General features: G+C 72.3%; 1 pseudogene. It reads left to right on the forward strand.

The window, feature by feature from the left end:
- Positions 1-12: 12 nt before the first annotated feature.
- A pseudogene (locus AB0N14_RS40285) lies at positions 13-1,139 on the forward strand (ISL3 family transposase); the annotation flags it as partial.

The following is a 1,139-nucleotide window of genomic DNA, read 5'->3' on the forward strand; positions in this document are numbered from 1 at the left end:
CCGGAAGCGGACGTGCTGGTCGCGCATGTGCGGCCGGTGGCGCGTGAGCGGAACCGGTGCGGGGTCTGCCGGCGTCCCGCCCGGGGCTACGACCAGGGGCGCGGCAGGCGGCGCTGGCGGTGCCTGGACGCGGGCACGATGAAGGTGTTCCTCGAGGCCGATGCGCCCCGGGTGCGCTGCCGACAGCACGGTGTGGTGGCCGCAGCGGTGTCCTGGGCCCGACACGGTGCCGGGCACACGCTGGCCTTCGACCAGCAGGTCGCCTGGATGGCCGCGGAGTGCTCCAAGTCGGCGGTCGCCCAATTGATGCGTGTGTCGTGGCGGACGGTCGGGGCGATCGTGGCCAGGTTCGTGGCCGACCGGGACGCTGGGGTGGACCGGCTGGCGGGGCTGCGACGGATCGGGATCGACGAGATCAGCTACCGCAAGGGGCAGCGGTACATGACGGTGGTGGTCGACCACGACACGCGGCGGGTGGTGTGGATGGCCGACGGCCACGGCAAGCAGGTGCTGCAGGGCTTCTTCGATGCTCTTGGCACCGAGCGGGCCGCGAAGCTCACCCACGTCTCGGCCGACGGTGCGGAGTGGATCGCCGAGACCGTCGCCGCCCGCGCCCCGAACGCGGCGCGGGCGATGGACCCGTTTCACGTGGTGGCCTGGGCCACCGAGGCACTGGACGCCGAGCGGCGAGCGGCATGGAACCGGGCCCGCCGCCAGGCCGCCGACCCCGAACTGGCACGGAAGCTGAAGCACTCACGGCACGCCCTGTGGAAGAACCCGGAGGACCTGACCGAACGCCGGCAGGCCAAGCTCGCCTGGATCGCCTCCACCGACCCGCGCCTGCACCGCGCCTACCTGCTCAAGGAGGGCCTGCGCACGGTCTTCGCCATCGCCGGCGAGCAGGGCGCCCAGGCGGCGATCGAGGCTCTGGACCGCTGGCTGTCGTGGGCCAGCCGCTGCCGCATCGAGGTGTTCACCGAGCTCGCCCGGCGCATACGCCGGCACCGCGACGCGATCGTCAACGCCATCGTCGAGCGCCTGTCGAACGGGCTGATCGAGTCCACCAACACCAAGACCCGCCTGATCATCCGCCGAGGCTTCGGCTTCCGCACCGCCGACGCCATCATCGCCCTCGTCAT

Origin of the sequence: Streptomyces sp. NPDC051104 (assembly GCF_040682835.1) — a bacterium.
GTDB lineage: Bacteria > Actinomycetota > Actinomycetes > Streptomycetales > Streptomycetaceae > Streptomyces > Streptomyces cynarae.